The sequence below is a fragment of the Undibacterium sp. GW821-FHT11B02 genome, from assembly GCF_058808955.1.
The window spans coordinates 475,563-490,601 of sequence record NZ_JBXASD010000001.1 but is presented as its reverse complement, the minus strand read 5'-3'; the positions used below and the strand labels follow the sequence as shown (position 1 = coordinate 490,601).

Below are 15,039 nucleotides of genomic sequence, written 5' to 3'. Positions count from 1 at the left end.
TCAAGTCTTTATTTCTCAGCTGCGGCTACACCATATGGCAAAGATGGGTGGCATGTGCAGACAGATGGATGTGTTGACATAAACGGGGCAAGGGAATGCATCAACGTTTGCAGGTCTTGTTTGCATGCATGATGTATATCTTCTCGCCTCCTTCAAAACAACAAGGGAGACGTATCACATGAAATATTCAAAGAACATAATCACCACAAGTGGTTTGCTGGCCTTGTGTCTGGCAAACACGGCGTATGCAGCCAATGGAGCAGACGCCGAAGAACATGCCAGACTCAGGCAGGCACCGATGCCGCATCAAAGATTGACGCTGCCCCCGACTGTGGAGCAAAAGAAATTCAACCTGCCTCCAACAAATGCCCCGCGCCTGGATCTGGGTATTGTCACCAAACAGAAAACCCTGGCTGCACCGCCACCGACGGCGGATTGCCAAAACATGAATACGCTGGGCAGCTATAGTGGTGATGCTTTGGCGACGTACATCGTCAACCTGCCCAGTTATGATTGTCATTACGGCCTGTTTTCCTTGAACGCAACGGATGCGGCAAAGATTTATTCGCCAGCCAATTTCAGCGCTATCGTGAATCGCTTTGCGCAAGAGGCAGCCAATTACAACGCCAGCAATATGGCCGTGGTTAACTTGTTGATTTATTTGCGCGCCGGCTATTACCTGGCCAGTGGCAATACCATTCCAGCACCGGCATCGAGCCTGCTGACAAATTTGCGTATGCCCATCAAGCAATTATTGGATGGTAGCCAGCTGTTCAGGGCAAACGCCCAGGCACCCAGCACCGCTGCTGAAACTCTGAAGCTGGTCACCAATTTACATGATGAAGCATATTACCTGCCCAGTGTCAAAAACTTGGTGATACGCTATACAAACACCGCTTCCAATCCAACTGCCACCGACGCACTTAAATCTTCGACGGTAGCTGACGGTTATACTGCCGCGCTGACAGTGTTGTTCTATGGGCATTCACGCCCAGACGCCCAGCCAATTTTGCTTAATGACCTCTCTTACGTGACGGCCCTGAACAATTTTGTGGTCAACAACAAGGCCGCCTTGCTGGGCAGCAGTCTGGAATATCAGCTCAGTGATACGGAAAACGAAGCCTTCCGGTTCATGCAGTATGCCAGTCTGCAAGCTACGGTCAAACCCATGGTCAAATACCAGCTCAGCAGTTCCAGCATGACCGGTGCCGACAGCATGTTGTGGCTGAATGCCGCATCTGCCGTCAAATACTATGACAATGCCAATTGCGCCGAATATGGTACTTGCAATTTCGAAACCACACTGGCCAATGCGATATTGAAGAATAACTATACCTGCAGCCCCAGCATCAAGATCCGGGCACAGGATATGACCACCGCGCAGTTGCAGGATTCATGCGCCATGCTGGCGACGGAAGAAAATTATTTCCACACCATGTTGCAAAGCAAACGCCAGCCAGTAGCAGGGGACAATAATACTTCACTCGAAGTGGTGGTATTTGATGACTACACCAACTACAGCAAATACGCGTCCCTACTGTATGGCATCAGCACCGACAACGGCGGCATGTATCTGGAAGGTGACCCCAGTTCCACCAGTAATCAGGCGCGCTTTATCGCCCATGAAGCATCCTGGTTGCGCCCGGTTTTCCAGGTCTGGAATCTGCAACATGAATTTGTACATTACCTTGATGGCCGCTTCGACATGAAAGGGGATTTCAATGCTGCTACGGTCAAGCCCACGGTCTGGTGGATAGAAGGTATTGCAGAATACCTTTCGCAAAAAAACAATAACCAGAAAGCCATAGACGCAGCCAAAACCGGCACCTACAAACTCAGCCAGGTCTTTGGCAACACTTATGGCATGGCTGATTATGTGAACCGCGCCTATAGCTGGGGCTATATGGCCACCCGCTTCATGGTGGAAAAGCACCGCAGCGATGTCGATGCAGTCGTCGCCAAGTTTCGCGTTGGTGATTACGATGGCTATCAAAGCTATATGAACTATCTGGGCAACCGCTACGACAATGAATTTTCATCCTGGGTTGCTGCGGCTACTACTGCCGGTGAACCACCTTTGCCAGTCGATAACAGCTTGCCAGATTGCCCTGCAGGCAGTTATCTGGGCAAAAACTGCGCAAAGCGTAATCTGTCATCCAGCAGCCAGGCATATGTGTACATCATGCTGCCGGCAGGTGCAAAAAACCTCAGGCTGGCTACCAGCGGCGGTACTGGCGACGTGGACTTGTATGTCTCCATAGACAAATATCCCAGCACGGGTATCTACGACGCTGCTTCAGTCAAGAGCGGTAATGACGAAAGCGTGACAATCAGCAATCCAACAGCTAACCGCTGGTATTACATCATGCTGAATGCGAGACAGAGTTTTGCCGGGGTGACCTTGTCAGCGACGTATGATTGAGTGAAGTAAGGAGTTGGTGAGTGCTTAACGGCAAGCACTCACCAAAAGGGAGTGCGTCGAAGGAGGGCATTATGTATTTACATTTTTTTTGTCCATACAGGTCTATTTTTTAAACAAATGAGGCGTTGGTTTTTAATAGTTATACTATCAACTCTATATGAGATTAAAGAATCTATAACTTGTTGACAAAAATGGTAAGAATTATTTTTTTTAATAAAAACAATTGATATAAGGTCGTCTGATATCGTACTAATAACAAGTTGTATGACCTTATCCAAAGAAAAAAAGATTTGGGATTTACATTCAGTAATTCTTAGCTATTTTAAGGATGTATAAATTGATTAAACTTCTATGAGTCTCAATGCTGCTTTAAGTCTATTTCTTGAAGAATATCCAAAAGCGACTAAACGTAATTTTGGAGGCGATGGTGTTGCTGAATTTGTGCGTAGAGAGGTACCTGCAATCCTTGCTGAGATAGTTGGAACTGATCCCCGCTATATTTTTCATGGCAGTGTAGGTCAGGGCAATTGGGCTCGTGCCCCATGGGCCGCTATCTTTGATAGATTCATTACTGAGAGTGCCAGGGACGGATATTACGTAGTCTACTTAGTTAAAGAGGATTTTTCTGGTATCTATCTCAGTTTAAATCAAGGTGTCACATCTGTACGGAAACAATACGGTGCAGAAGCTAAATTGGCTCTTAAAGTACGCGCAGCGGATTTTTTTGCTCGTCTCGGCCCTTTGGCAGAGGAGTTGCTTACTGGCACAATTGACCTGGTATCAAGTACCGCTTCAAATCTCAGTTCGTACTATGAAGTGGGTTCTATATGTGCCATTTATTATTCTAAAGAAGCCTTACCCAATGATGAGTTACTGAACTCGGATCTCAAAAAATTTATTAATTTGTACTCTCTTCTTGTTTCCAATGAAGCGCAATTGTTTGAACGAGCTGATGCAGAAGACGATGAAATTATGTTGGAAGCAGAGGATTTGCGCACTTTACGGGAGCATAAACGCGTTGAACGAAATCGGAAGCTTGCGCAGCGCGCAAAACAAGCACAAGGTTATGTATGCAAAGCTTGTGGTTTTGACTTCGAAAAAAAATATGGTGTTATAGGTCGTGAGTTTATTGAAGCTCATCACTTAACTCCCATTTCAGAGTTAAAAGGTAAAAAACTAATGCTAGATCCCAAAAGAGACTTTACTGTTTTATGTTCTAATTGCCATCGAATGATACATAAGACAGCTTACGTCCACAGTGTTGAAGAATTTCGGGCTGAATATGTTGTTACCGATGCTTTCTAACATTGTCTTCGCTGATGCGGGTTGTTATTGTGGAGTGATGTTTATAGTATCAGTATCGCCCTGAAATCATTGACATTGGTACGTGTAGGGCCGCTGACGACCAGGTCATCGAGTGCACTGAAAAAGCCGTAGCCGTCGTTGTTATCCAACAGATTGCGGGCGCGTAATTGTTTTGCCGCTGCACGGTCAATCGAATCAGGAGCATACACGGCACCGGCATTGTCTTCGGAACCATCTATGCCATCGGTGTCGCAGGCTATTGCGTGGATATCTGTATGGCCATCAAGTGCGACTGCCAGGCTCAGCAAGAATTCTGCATTGCGGCCACCACGGCCTTTGCCACGCACGGTGACGGTGGTTTCACCGCCTGAAATCAGCACGCACGGTCTTTGAAATGGTTGATCATGTTTAGCAACCTGCTTTGCGATTGCAGCATGCACCAGCGCCACGTCGCGTGCTTCGCCTTCTATGCCATCTGACAAAATGTAGGGCGTGATACCTGCTGCACGTGCAGTGGCGGCCGCGGCTTCCAGTGCTTCCTGTGCGGTGGCGATAATGTGATGACTATGGTCGCTAAAGCGTGGGTCGTCGGGCTTGGGTGTTTCGCCCTTGCCACTTTCCAAATGTTGCAAAATTTCTGCAGGGATGGCGATGTCGTATTTGCGCAAGATCGCCAAGGTTTCTGCACATGTTGTCGCATCGGGCAAGGTGGGGCCGCTGGCGATGATGCCAGGTTCGTCACCGGGTACATCGGATATCAGCAAAGTCACCACGCGTGCCGGGGCGCAGGCCAGCGCCAGGCGACCACCCTTGATGGCTGACAAATGCTTGCGCACGCAATTCATTTCAGAAATCGCGGCACCGCTTTTCAGCAAGGCCTTGTTGATGGCTTGCTTTTGTTCCAGGCTGATACCGTCTGCCGGCAAAGCCAGCAGGGCAGAGCCGCCACCAGAGATCAGGCACAGTACCAGGTCATCCTTGTTCAATCCTTGCACCATGTTCAGTATGCGTGCAGCTGCCTGTTTGCCTGCTTCGTCGGGTACCGGGTGGGCGGCTTCAACCACTTCTATCTTGCTGCAATCCGCACCATGGCCATAGCGGGTTACCACCAGGCCAGATAATTCGCCTCGCCAGTGATCTTCCACCACCTTGGCCATCGCTGCTGCACCTTTGCCAGCGCCAATGACCAGAGTGCGACCTTTTGCAGGTGGAGAGGGCAAAAATGCGGGCAGACATTTTTCTGCACTGACGGCGGCAACGGCGCTACTGTACAGGTCAAGCAGGAACTGGCGAGGGGAAAGGGTGGTCATGTTGTGGTTTCCATAAAAGGGCCGATGTTTCATATCGAACGGCGTAGTGCAGTTCTTAACGCCTTGCTATTCAAACAAAATTGAGTATGCCTGACAGAATGCCGTCAAATCGCCATTCATCGAATGAAATTTTTTCGTGTATGCCACGGTTACCATGCCCATGACGAGGACGGACCGATGCTGGTTTTTCTCCATCTGGTGGTACTTCAGCGGTTTTGTGGTTAAATCTTTCATTTGATAAAACTGAGCGGTGCGTTATGACAGTAAAAGATAACAAACAGCACATATTCGCCAGCCTGCTGGAAGCAAAAGCAGCACTGGACAATTTGCTGACCAATGAAGAGGCACTTGCCTCGATTGAGGAGGCTGCGCGGCTACTGATAGGTGTATTTGAAAAACAGGGCCGTGTGTATAGCTGTGGCAATGGTGGTTCCATGTGTGATGCCATGCATTTTGCCGAAGAGTTGACTGGCCGTTATCGCAAGGACAGGCCAGCGCTGGCCGCCATGGCCATCAGCGACGCCGGTCATCTGAGCTGTGTCAGCAATGACATGGGTTATGAACAAGTGTTTTCCCGTTTCATAGAAGCCCATGGCCGGGGTGGAGATTGCCTGCTGGCCCTCAGCACCAGCGGTACCAGCAAGAATGTGATCCGGGCGGCAGAAGTGGCACAGGCGCGTGGCATGCACGTCATCATACTTAGTGGCCGACTCAGCGAAACGCTGGAAAAATTAAGCAGTGTTTACATTTGTACACCTGGTGGGCAGTTCGCCGACCGCGTTCAGGAATTGCATATCAAGGTCTTGCATATCTTGATCGAGATGGTGGAACGTCATTTTTTTCCGGGAAACTATGTCTGAACAGTCAATAATCAACATACGTCGTGCCGTTCAGAATGATAATGGACAGATACGCAAGATCGTTAGTGCATCGCTAGCCGACTTTGGCATCAGCGTCGAATTTTCCGGACTGGATGCAGCGATAGGGGCGGCGGGTTTGCCAGACAGTAGCAACGCCATTGAACTGGTGGCTGAACTCGATGGTGAAGTGGTCGGCTGTCTGGCGCTGGAAGCCTTGCCTGACGGGCAAGCCAAACTGTTTGGTTTTCATGTGAGTCAGCAATGTCGCGGTCTGGGTGTTGGTCGGGCCCTGCTGACGCAAGCGCTGGTTGCGGCCAGGCAGGCTGGTTTTCAGGTCTTGCATCTGGATACCTGGGATAGCATGACCAGTGCCATTCGTTTGTATGAATCCCTGGGCTGGCGCGCTGCAGAAAATCCGCCGCCAGAATCCGGGGCAAACCGCTCTTATGTGCTGCAACTGGGTTGATTAGAAGCGCTGCTTCAGCAAGCCATCCGCCAGGAAATCAAACACGGTACGGATGCGTTTGCTGGATTTCAGTTCACGGTGGGTGGTCAGCCATACCGGCAAGGCTGGCAGGGTTTGCTCAACCAGCACCTGTTCCAGTTCTTTGTGGCGTTCTGCCAGCCAGCACATGCCGATACCTATGCCCAAACCCTGCAAAATGGCTTGCCAGTTGACCAGGTGATTGTCACACCTGAAGTCGAAGAAATGACGGTCTATCTGTATGCCAGCATCGCGAAAACCAGCAATGTACTGGTCTGACTGATCCAGACCCAGCCAGCGAAATTGCTTCATCAGGGGCAGGGCAGCAGCCTGATTTTTGTCTGGCAGGCTGGGCAAACTGGCCAAATAATCGCGATGTCCATACATGCCTATCGGCCAGTCGGTCAGGTGACGGGCGATCAGGGCGCTTTGTACGGGCCTGACCATACGGATGGCAATATCGGCTTCGCGCTCCAACAGGTTGCTGACCTGGTTGCTGGCGACCACTTCAATTTGGATTTCCGGGTGTTGCCGGGCAAGCTCGCACAACAGGGATGGTAGTACAAAAGCTGATACCATTTCACTGGCCGTGATCCGGACAGTGCCTTGCAGGCTATTGTCCTGCGCTGCGGCGGCCATGCTCAAGGCACGGGCTGCTGTCATCATGTGGCGTGCCGGTTCTACCAGTCTGTCGCCAACAGCGGTCAGCTTCAGGCCGCGTGCCACCCGTTCGAATAGTGGTGCCCCCAGCGCTTTTTCCAGCTCAGCGATCTGGCGTGACAAGGTCGGCTGGCTGAGCCCCAACACTTCTGCCGCACGCGTCAGCGAGCCTTGCTCCACTACCGCAATAAAGCCACGGATCAGGTTCCAGTCGGTTTGGCCAGGGTCAAATTGCAGATCAGACATACACATTCCAGACATCAGGTAATTTGCGGGATGTATTCAAATATGCATAAAACCTATGCATTCATGTCGATTGTAAATACTTCTTTGTTGTTTGAAAATGTATTCCACACCAGCCAATCAATATTTCCCAGGGACATGAACATGAATACGCCATCCACTTTGTCGCAACGCCCATCCGTATTGGTCATGGGTGCCCGTGGCCGTTTTGGCCAGGCAGCGGTACAGGCTTTTGCAGCCGCTGGCTGGAGGGTGATTGCGCAGGCACGTTCGCCAATGGCAGACCCGGCGGCAAAGGGTGTTGAATACCTGCAATGTGATGCTCTGGATACCGCACGTATCCTGGCTGCGGTGCCTGAAGTGGATGTGGTGATCAACGCCGTCAATCCCGACTATGCGCGCTGGGATACCTTGCTGCCACCAGCGACGGATGCCGTGATACACATTGCCACAGCGGCTGGGGCATTGCTGATGGTGCCAGGTAATGTGTATAACTTTGGTGAAGAATTGCCAGCCGTGCTCAATGAAGATACACCTTTTATCGCCAATACCCCCAAGGCGGCACAAAGAATTGCCATGGAACAGAGCATGGCCGATGCCAGCCGCAAGGGTTTGCGCTGTGTGATCGTGCGTGCCGGTGATTTTATCGGTGGCAGTGGCACTTGGCTGGATATGGCAATCACCAAGTCGCTGGATAAAGGTGTGGTCACCCATATGGGGCCGGATGACCTGCCGCATGCCTGGGCGTATCTGCCGGATCTGGCCAGCGTGTTTGTGCGACTGGCTGAGCAGCGGGATGTACTGCCCGCATTCGACATCATGCATTACCCCGGCATTACCGCCACCGGCAAGGATGTGCATGCAGCGCTGGAACAACTCAGTGGACGCAAGCTCAAGGCCAAAGCAATGCCCTGGTGGCTGATGAGCTGCATTGCCCTGTTTTCACCTCTGTTGAAGGCAGTCATTAAAATGCGTTATCTGTGGCAGCGGCCACATCAGTTGAGTGGCGACAAGCTGGAAAAATTACTGGGCAAGCTGACCGGCAGCAGCTTGCAGGATGCCTTACGCCCGTATGTGAAAAATCGGTAGATAAGCCTGAGGCGGATAGCAATCAATACCGCTTCCTGCAAGAAACTGGACATCGGGGTATATTCAGGGCTTCCTTGGCTTCAGAATATTCCGATGTCAGAACCACGTACCGTCATCCTGCTTGGCAGCTCGCGCAACCCGGGCAACACTTTCCATCTGGCGCAAGTGCTGGCCGATAAAATGCAGGCCAGCTTGCTGGATCTCAATCGCTATCAGATCAAGCCTTTTGATTACGCTTTTCATAATCAGGATGATGATTTCCCTGGCCTGATCCGTGAAGTCCTGAGCTATGAACGCATCATCCTGGCCAGCCCTGTGTATTGGTATGCCCCCAGTGGCAGCATGAAAATTTTTATGGACAGATTGTCTGACCTGCTGAAAATTGACAAGCCGCTGGGCCGTCAGTTGCGCAGCAAGCGGGCTGCGGTCCTCGCCACTGGTTCGGATGCCATCCCGGCAGACTGTTTCGAACAGATGTTCAAACTCAGTTTTGCCTATCTGGGCTTGCAGTATGAAGGCATGCTGTACGCCGCTTGTGATGAGGATTTTATTCCCGAGCAGCATACAAAAGCTATCGATCAATTTTGCCGGAGGATGCATGCTGGATGAAGCACAGATACAGGCTTACCTGACCAGAATCGCCTATGCCGGGCCGCGTGCAGCAACCCTGGATGTGCTGACTGCTTTGCATGTCGCTCACTTGCAACACATTCCATTTGAAAACCTGGATATCAGCCTGGGTCGCAAGCTGGATTTATCCACACCAGCATTGCTGGATAAATTGTTGCAACAGCTGCGCGGTGGTTTTTGCTATGAACTGAACCAGGCATTTAGCTTGTTGCTACAATCTTTCGGTTTCCAGACCAGCCTGATTTCTGCACGCGTATTCAATGGCAAAGACTATGGGCCGGATTTTGATCACATGTTGATACAGGTACATGTGGATGGACAAAGCTGGATCGCTGATGTCGGTTTTGGTGACAGTTTCCGTGCACCGCTGAATATGAATGGACAGCCCATCATTGAACTGGGCATGCATTATCAGGTACAGCCTGATCCTGGCACAACTTGCTTCAGACTGATGCAGGGCAAGGATGACAAGAGCATGCAGCCACAATTTTGCTTTTCTTTACAGGCTTTCGAGATCGGTGATTTTGAGGCCATGTGCCTGTATCAACAGACTTCACCGCTATCGCACTTCACGCAAAAAACCATCTGTTCAATTGCCACCCCGGAAGGACGCGTCAGCATTTCCAACAACAAATGCATCAGCACCGAGCGTGGCGTCAGGCATGTGCACAGCATTCGTGATGAGGATGAATACTGCGCTCTGTTACAGCAACATTTCGGCATCCGTTTGGCAGCTGATGCTGATATAAAAAAATTGATGGCGCGCCACCCTGTCTGAAATGAGTTCTAAAGCAATCAGTCGATGATGCGCATCTTGAATTGCCTGCCCTTGATATTCGTGCGGCTCAGACGGTCTACGGTCTTGACGGCGACATGGCGGTCCAGTGCGACATAGGTGATAAATTCAGATACGTTGATTTTGCCTACCTGTTCTTTCTTCAAGCCCAGGTCCGCTGTCAGGGCACCCAGCAAATCACCGGGACGCAGTTTGTCTTTTTTACCCCCCATGATGCAGACCGTCATCATCGGTGCTTGCAGGTGCTGTGCATCCTGATTCTGCAGTTCATGAATGTCGGCCCAGGTGACGGCTTCACCCTGGTATTCTTCGATCAGCTTCACCCATTTCTTTTCACCCGGCGTCGCCAGACTCAGTGCCAGACCTTTTTCACCAGCGCGGCCAGTGCGGCCTATGCGGTGGATATGCACTTCGGTATCTTTGGAAACATCGACGTTGATGACAGCCCCCAGGGTTTGTATATCCAGGCCACGGGCGGCAACGTCGGTGGCTACCAGTACCGAACAACTCTGGTTGGCAAAGCGGATCAGCACTTCATCCCGGTCGCGCTGTTCCAGGTCGCCATGCAGGGCCAGCGCGCTGATACCCTGGGCATGTAATTCTTCCGTCAGCTCACGGCAATGGATTTTGGTGTTGCAAAAAGCGATGGTGGATGCCGGTTGATAGTGATGGAGCAGTTGTGCGACGGCGGCATTGCGTTCTTCTGGCGTCACAAGATAAAACAGTTGTTCGATATGATTAGCCGCATGTTGCGATTCAACCTTGATTTCTACCGGTTCACGCAATAACTGTTCGCTGGCCTTGCGGATGTTATCCGGGTAGGTGGCGGAAAACAGCAGGGTTTGCCGGCGCGGTGAAGTGGCTTCGACAATGTTATAGATATCATCATAAAAGCCCATGTCCACCATGCGGTCGGCTTCATCCAGCACCAGGGTCTGGACCGTTTTCAGGTTGATGGTGCCACGGCTGATATGGTCTATCAGCCGTCCTGGGGTACCGACGACGATATGTGCACCGTGTTCCAGCGAAGCGATTTGCGGGCGCATGGCGGTACCACCACACAGAGTGATGATCTTGACGTTTTCTATGGCTCTGGCCAGGCGGCGCAATTCGTTTGCTACCTGGTCTGCCAGCTCGCGTGTCGGGCAGATCACCAGACCTTGTACCGCAAAATAAGTGGGATTGAGCTTTGCCAATATGCCCAGACCAAAAGCCGCTGTCTTGCCGCTGCCGGTTTTGGCCTGGGCAATCAAGTCCTGCTGCTGCAGTATGACTGGCAGGCTGGCTGCCTGTATGGGGGTCATTTCCTTGTATCCCAGGCTTTCCAGATTACTGAGCAGGGGGGCGGACAGGGACAATGAACTAAAAGCGGTAGAAGCAGACATGGGAATAATTTCAAAATAGGGGTAGTGGTTGTGGTGGCGTGCCAATTACGGGCTAAAAACGGGCCAATGGCAGTTCCACAGGATATGTCGCCATTGTAGGTGAAGCAGGCAGCGTGGGGGAAAAGCTTTGTGACGCAAGCATCTATGGCAATAACAACAAGGCCCGCACTGCGGGCCTTGTTGTTACTGACAGCGTTGTAAGGTTATCAAGAGGTAGCGTGCCAGAGCAGATATTCTATGCCATTCTGTATGGCACCGATGACCAGTGCCTGGTTTTCGGTACTCTCGCAAAAACTGGCAAGGGCACCGGCAGCCGTGATCTTGTTGGTATTGAGCTGATCCAGCCAGTAATTGAAGCCCGACTGATCAGGGGCGCGATGCAATACGTTCTGGTAAAAGTTCGTGACCAGCGTGGTATTGGTAGGCTTGCTGCCATACAGCTTCTGAAATTCAGCAGATTGCATGAAGCCGGCAGCCACTGTGGTCAGGCTGGAACCCTTGTCCATGTCAGCGATCCAGTAACCCAGGCCCAGCAGGTCAGGCTTACGGTCAAAGGCGGCTTGATACAGCCGGTAAGCTTGGCCAGCAGTACCGCTGATATCCAGTGCAATGTTTTCATCGGTGAATTGCAGGCGTTCAACGTTAATCAGGTTATCAGCACCATCTGTGCCGCTTTTGGCTTTGATGAAAGCAGTATTGCCACTTTCCGTGACTGAATAATTTCCATGTGCACCGTTGTAAATGGCAATATCAAGCCCAACACCGCCATCTATGGTGTCATTGCCACCGTTGCCGGTAAAGGTATTGTTGAGAGTATTGCCTATCAGCGTGTCATCGCCGGCACCACCGATGGCATTTTCAATATAAGTACCAAAGGCAATGCCCAGATTCCCTACACCGGTATAAGTGGGTACCGTTCCCCCAGTGTAACCGGCAGGATTAGGGGCAGAAACCATGCGTATGTCAGAATAATTGCCCGGCGTCAGATCGATTTTGCAGCCCAATGTAAAATTGGAAACTGAGATCGTATCATTGCCACCCGCATCCCATATCGTTTTCAGAAAAGCTTTGTTGGGGTCGAAGGTATAGACATCGTTACCTGTTTGGTAATTCATATTCGCCCCATACAGCAACTGCATGGCGGCGATGTCCAGAACCATGGGGGTTTCTGGCACGATATTAAAGAAAGTAAAGATGGGTTTGCCATTGCTGCCATACGTGATGGTGCGGAAGAGATCATTGCTGATGTCGTTATAGGCCATGATGGAATATTGCCGCGTGTCCAGTGCTGCTGGCAAGACAACGCCGTCTTCGAAAGGGTGTTTTAAGCCCAGTGAATGACCCAGTTCATGTATAAGTGACTGATAGTTGTAAGAGCCAACAGACCAGTCGAGATTTTTTGCACCGGAGCTGCCAGTGGAGATCCAGATATCACCACCGCGCGGATAGTTCGGGGACGGATCATATGCCCATCCCCATGCCGTGCCGCCATCGCTGGACTTGTCCTGTGCCGAGGTCCAGCCAATCCGTATATCACCTACATTGGTGCTGGTGTCGGCCACTTCCTGAAACTGCACATTTGCCACGTTCGACCAGGCTTGCATGGCGAGTCTGGCTGCCTGCTGCTGATCACTGGTCAGCGCGTAATGGGAAGCCGCGTTCGGTTCATCCAAAGTGGAGTATGTGGAAGAAGTACCGCGCCCGGAAAAAGTTGCGTTTCCTGCAGACCAGGGGAAACTGTAGGTAAGTGTGATACCGCTATGTAACGTGGTACCCCATTTAACACCTGTGAGTAAAGCATCAAGATCGGTAATTCCAGTCAAAGGAACCGTGATGGTGGTGGTACTGCTACTGGGCGTAGGCATAAGAATAAAAATTAAAAATTGGTCGGACTGAAGACAGTTTAAATTGTTGTTTATTGTAACGGCGAAACAATGGATTATTATGGTCGTTGTAGTAATTTATTTAAGTTTTTTGTTCTAAAAAAAGTTTCTGCCAATTTCGTACAACTGAAGCTGATAATAATGTCGTTGCCGTTCCAAGTTCATATTACATAACCGGAGTCTGCTCATGATGATACTTGCCATAGTCGGGCTTTTGCTCATCGTTTTCCTGTTGTATGTCGCGTCTTTGCCAGATAATTTTCGGGTCGAACGATCGCTGGAGATAAGGGCTGGCAAGGAGGTGATTTTCCCCTTGATTAATGATTTTCATGAATGGGAACCGTGGTCCCCTTGGGAAAAAATTGACCCGCTCGTCAAACGTACTTATAGCGGCAGTGACAGCGGCAAGGGCGCGGTATATGCCTGGCAGGGTAACAAACAGTTGGGTGAGGGGCGCATGGAAATTCTGGATACACAGCCATACGATTATCTGCGCCTGCAAATCAATTTTTACAAACCTTTCGCGGCCCAGAACACCATAGAGTTCAAACTCGAAAGCAAAGGCGACACCACGCGTATCAGTCACGCCATGTTTGGTCCCAGCAATTTCATGTCCAAACTGATGGGCCTGTTCTTCAACATGGACAAAATGGTCGGCGGAAAATTCGACGAAGGCTTGCAGAGTTTGAAAGCCATTGCAGAGCATTCGCCTTTGGGAAAATAAAGATGGCAAGGCAGCGTAAACTTTATATCTGGTTGTGTGAACACAGTGTCAGCTGCTTTGCCTTGCTGACCGTCAGTTTCTTAGTGTTCGGCAAACTGTCATTTGACCTGGTGCATTTGTTCAGTGCCAATGCTGAATATTTGCTGGACAATGGCTGGATGGGATTGGTTGACGGTGGCTTGCAGCAATTGCTGGAATTGTTGGCGACCTCTTGCGCAGCCATGATCGCCTACCTGATTTTCAAACTTTGTGAAAATGCCTTGATAGAGCGATTGCGCCATCGTAAAAAGGAGCAAGACTGATCATGCCCGGCAGGCAGTGCTTGCGTAAGCTGTCGTTTGTCAGGGGAAATCATATTGAATGCCAGGGATTTAGCTTACCAAACCAGAATGCTAAGGGTACTGGATTACATCGACCGGCATTTGGACGAAGACTTGTCGGTAGAGTCGTTGAGCGAAGTTGCTGCATTTTCGAAATTTCATTTTCACCGGCAGTTTTCTGAGTACTTCGGCATAGCCGCGATTAAATATGTGCAATTGCTGCGATTGAAGAAGGCAGCACATATGCTGGCTTTTCGCGAGCATCGTCAGGTCATCGATATTGCTCTGGAGAGTGGTTATGAAAGCAGCGAAGCATTTTCACGCGCTTTCAAGAAAAGCCTGGGACAAAGTCCTGCTCATTTCAGAAAACAGCCACAGTGGAACACCTGGCAGAACAGCTACTTATCCCTACATCACATGAGAGAACAGCATATGTCAGCCCAACACCAGCTTGATGATGTGAAAATCATCACCTTTCCAGAAACCAGAATCGCTGTCCTTGAACATCGCGGCGATCCTGCACTACTGAGTAACAGCATTCAGAAATTTATTGCCTGGCGCAAGCAAAACAAATTGCCGCCGACTGTCAGCGCGACATTCAACCTGATTTATGATGACCTGGAGAATTGTATTCCCAGTCAATACCGTTTTGATTTGGGAGCGGCAGTGAAAGCGCCAGTAGAAGAAAATGCCGCAGGCATCGTCAATAAAATCATACCGGGTGGTCGTTGCGCCGTATTACGGCATACCGGTTCCGATGCCTTGCTGGGAGCCAGTGTACGATTTTTATACGGTCAATGGTTGCCACAAAGTGATGCCAGCCTGCGCGACTTTCCGCTGTTTTTGCAGCGGCTGAGTTTTTATCCGGATGTGCCGGAATATCAGATGGAAGTTGATATATTCCTGCCCTTGAATTAGGGCGGGTTAC

14 protein-coding genes are annotated in these 15,039 nt (G+C 50.4%); 10 read left to right on the top strand and 4 right to left on the bottom strand.

The window, feature by feature from the left end:
- The first annotated feature begins 178 nt into the window (after positions 1-178).
- Positions 179-2,422, top strand: a complete 2,244-nt coding sequence (locus AC1RVX_RS02065) for a M9 family metallopeptidase (RefSeq protein WP_493214907.1) — start codon at positions 179-181, stop codon at positions 2,420-2,422.
- A 351-nt stretch (positions 2,423-2,773) separates the two neighbouring features.
- Positions 2,774-3,727 (top strand): MrcB family domain-containing protein, encoded by a 954-nt coding sequence (locus AC1RVX_RS02060; RefSeq protein WP_493214906.1) that lies wholly within the window; start codon positions 2,774-2,776, stop codon positions 3,725-3,727.
- Between the two features lie 41 nt (positions 3,728-3,768).
- On the opposite strand, the gene AC1RVX_RS02055 is transcribed toward AC1RVX_RS02060, so the two are convergent.
- A complete protein-coding gene (locus tag AC1RVX_RS02055; protein WP_493214905.1) occupies positions 3,769-5,037 on the bottom strand; it encodes a glycerate kinase type-2 family protein in 1,269 nt (422 codons plus the stop codon).
- A 257-nt stretch (positions 5,038-5,294) separates the two neighbouring features.
- On the opposite strand from AC1RVX_RS02055, the gene AC1RVX_RS02050 reads away from it, so the two are divergent.
- Positions 5,295-5,897 (top strand): SIS domain-containing protein, encoded by a 603-nt coding sequence (locus tag AC1RVX_RS02050; RefSeq protein ID WP_493214904.1) that lies wholly within the window; start codon positions 5,295-5,297, stop codon positions 5,895-5,897.
- Positions 5,890-6,363 (top strand): GNAT family N-acetyltransferase, encoded by a 474-nt coding sequence (locus tag AC1RVX_RS02045; protein ID WP_493214903.1) that lies wholly within the window; start codon positions 5,890-5,892, stop codon positions 6,361-6,363. The genes AC1RVX_RS02050 and AC1RVX_RS02045 overlap by 8 nt, the downstream gene beginning before the upstream one ends.
- On the opposite strand, the gene AC1RVX_RS02040 is transcribed toward AC1RVX_RS02045, so the two are convergent.
- On the bottom strand, positions 6,364-7,287 hold the full coding sequence (locus tag AC1RVX_RS02040; RefSeq protein ID WP_493214902.1) for a LysR family transcriptional regulator: 924 nt from the start codon (positions 7,285-7,287) through the stop codon (positions 6,364-6,366).
- A 141-nt stretch (positions 7,288-7,428) separates the two neighbouring features.
- On the opposite strand from AC1RVX_RS02040, the gene AC1RVX_RS02035 reads away from it, so the two are divergent.
- The 3 genes from AC1RVX_RS02035 (at position 7,429) to AC1RVX_RS02025 (ending at position 9,781) form a co-directional block, all read left to right on the top strand.
- The gene (locus AC1RVX_RS02035) at positions 7,429-8,373 is read left to right on the top strand and encodes an NAD-dependent epimerase/dehydratase family protein (protein ID WP_493214901.1); all 945 of its coding nucleotides are present in this window, start codon (positions 7,429-7,431) and stop codon (positions 8,371-8,373) included.
- A 93-nt stretch (positions 8,374-8,466) separates the two neighbouring features.
- On the top strand, positions 8,467-8,982 hold the full coding sequence (locus AC1RVX_RS02030; protein ID WP_493214900.1) for a flavodoxin family protein: 516 nt from the start codon (positions 8,467-8,469) through the stop codon (positions 8,980-8,982).
- The gene (locus AC1RVX_RS02025) at positions 8,972-9,781 is read left to right on the top strand and encodes an arylamine N-acetyltransferase family protein (RefSeq protein ID WP_493214899.1); all 810 of its coding nucleotides are present in this window, start codon (positions 8,972-8,974) and stop codon (positions 9,779-9,781) included. Before AC1RVX_RS02030 ends, AC1RVX_RS02025 begins: the two co-directional genes overlap by 11 nt.
- 17 nt (positions 9,782-9,798) lie before the next feature.
- Here the strand turns inward: AC1RVX_RS02025 and dbpA are convergent, their stop codons facing one another.
- Both dbpA and AC1RVX_RS02015 read right to left on the bottom strand, forming a co-directional pair.
- On the bottom strand, positions 9,799-11,184 hold the full coding sequence (gene dbpA / locus AC1RVX_RS02020) for an ATP-dependent RNA helicase DbpA (protein WP_493214898.1): 1,386 nt from the start codon (positions 11,182-11,184) through the stop codon (positions 9,799-9,801).
- Positions 11,185-11,390: 206 nt separating this feature from the next.
- Positions 11,391-13,049 (bottom strand): DUF4214 domain-containing protein, encoded by a 1,659-nt coding sequence (locus AC1RVX_RS02015; protein ID WP_493214897.1) that lies wholly within the window; start codon positions 13,047-13,049, stop codon positions 11,391-11,393.
- Positions 13,050-13,254: 205 nt separating this feature from the next.
- On the opposite strand from AC1RVX_RS02015, the gene AC1RVX_RS02010 reads away from it, so the two are divergent.
- The 3 genes from AC1RVX_RS02010 to AC1RVX_RS02000 all read left to right on the top strand — a co-directional run bounded on the left by AC1RVX_RS02010 (position 13,255) and on the right by AC1RVX_RS02000 (position 15,029).
- The gene (locus AC1RVX_RS02010; RefSeq protein ID WP_493214896.1) at positions 13,255-13,791 is read left to right on the top strand and encodes an SRPBCC family protein; all 537 of its coding nucleotides are present in this window, start codon (positions 13,255-13,257) and stop codon (positions 13,789-13,791) included.
- A 2-nt stretch (positions 13,792-13,793) separates the two neighbouring features.
- Positions 13,794-14,093 carry a hypothetical protein gene (locus tag AC1RVX_RS02005; RefSeq protein ID WP_493214895.1) on the top strand — a complete coding sequence of 100 codons (300 nt, stop codon included), beginning with the start codon at positions 13,794-13,796 and terminating at the stop codon, positions 14,091-14,093.
- An 87-nt stretch (positions 14,094-14,180) separates the two neighbouring features.
- Positions 14,181-15,029 carry an AraC family transcriptional regulator gene (locus tag AC1RVX_RS02000; protein WP_493214894.1) on the top strand — a complete coding sequence of 283 codons (849 nt, stop codon included), beginning with the start codon at positions 14,181-14,183 and terminating at the stop codon, positions 15,027-15,029.
- Positions 15,030-15,039: the final 10 nt, after the last annotated feature.

Coding starts and splice junctions, on each gene's coding strand:
- AC1RVX_RS02055 (WP_493214905.1), bottom strand. CDS start 5,037: ATGACCACCCTTTCCCCTCGCCAGTTCCTGCTTGACCTGTACAGTAGC.
- AC1RVX_RS02060 (WP_493214906.1), top strand. CDS start 2,774: ATGAGTCTCAATGCTGCTTTAAGTCTATTTCTTGAAGAATATCCAAAA.
- AC1RVX_RS02045 (WP_493214903.1), top strand. CDS start 5,890: ATGTCTGAACAGTCAATAATCAACATACGTCGTGCCGTTCAGAATGAT.
- AC1RVX_RS02015 (WP_493214897.1), bottom strand. CDS start 13,049: ATGCCTACGCCCAGTAGCAGTACCACCACCATCACGGTTCCTTTGACT.
- AC1RVX_RS02025 (WP_493214899.1), top strand. CDS start 8,972: ATGCTGGATGAAGCACAGATACAGGCTTACCTGACCAGAATCGCCTAT.
- AC1RVX_RS02005 (WP_493214895.1), top strand. CDS start 13,794: ATGGCAAGGCAGCGTAAACTTTATATCTGGTTGTGTGAACACAGTGTC.
- AC1RVX_RS02050 (WP_493214904.1), top strand. CDS start 5,295: ATGACAGTAAAAGATAACAAACAGCACATATTCGCCAGCCTGCTGGAA.
- AC1RVX_RS02035 (WP_493214901.1), top strand. CDS start 7,429: ATGAATACGCCATCCACTTTGTCGCAACGCCCATCCGTATTGGTCATG.
- AC1RVX_RS02010 (WP_493214896.1), top strand. CDS start 13,255: ATGATGATACTTGCCATAGTCGGGCTTTTGCTCATCGTTTTCCTGTTG.
- AC1RVX_RS02000 (WP_493214894.1), top strand. CDS start 14,181: ATGCTAAGGGTACTGGATTACATCGACCGGCATTTGGACGAAGACTTG.
- AC1RVX_RS02040 (WP_493214902.1), bottom strand. CDS start 7,287: ATGTCTGATCTGCAATTTGACCCTGGCCAAACCGACTGGAACCTGATC.
- AC1RVX_RS02065 (WP_493214907.1), top strand. CDS start 179: ATGAAATATTCAAAGAACATAATCACCACAAGTGGTTTGCTGGCCTTG.
- dbpA (WP_493214898.1), bottom strand. CDS start 11,184: ATGTCTGCTTCTACCGCTTTTAGTTCATTGTCCCTGTCCGCCCCCCTG.
- AC1RVX_RS02030 (WP_493214900.1), top strand. CDS start 8,467: ATGTCAGAACCACGTACCGTCATCCTGCTTGGCAGCTCGCGCAACCCG.